Below are 305 nucleotides of genomic sequence, written 5' to 3' on the forward strand. Positions count from 1 at the left end.
TTTGTGACTGGACAATCGAATGAAATTTTGCACCTAGGTGCATTGATACAAGGCAGACTGCAGGCCGCAGGACTCGAAGTCGAATGGCGCACTGTCAATTTCAAAGAACAGATGAGCCGCGCGTGGATGCAGGAATGCGACTTATACCTCGCCAGAGAAATCATGCACGATGATCAGGACTTTGGCTGCTTTGAATGGTTTAGCGCAGACACCTTGTACCGGCGCTGGATGCCGGCCCCGGTGTGGCAGCAAATCGATCAGCAATTACGCAGCATACAGGCTGAGCCCGACAGCGCCAACAGAAT

Annotated in this window: 1 protein-coding gene; it reads left to right on the forward strand. The window is 52.5% G+C overall.

Annotation, left to right across the window (positions count from 1 at the left end; all coding sequences use genetic code 11):
- On the forward strand, positions 1-305 hold a 305-nt coding region (locus tag KDM89_RS21435), incomplete at both ends, for a hypothetical protein (RefSeq protein ID WP_212689812.1).

This window comes from Cognatundibacterium luofuense (assembly GCF_018139685.1).
GTDB classification, from domain to species: Bacteria; Pseudomonadota; Gammaproteobacteria; order Burkholderiales; family Burkholderiaceae_D; genus Undibacterium; species Undibacterium luofuense.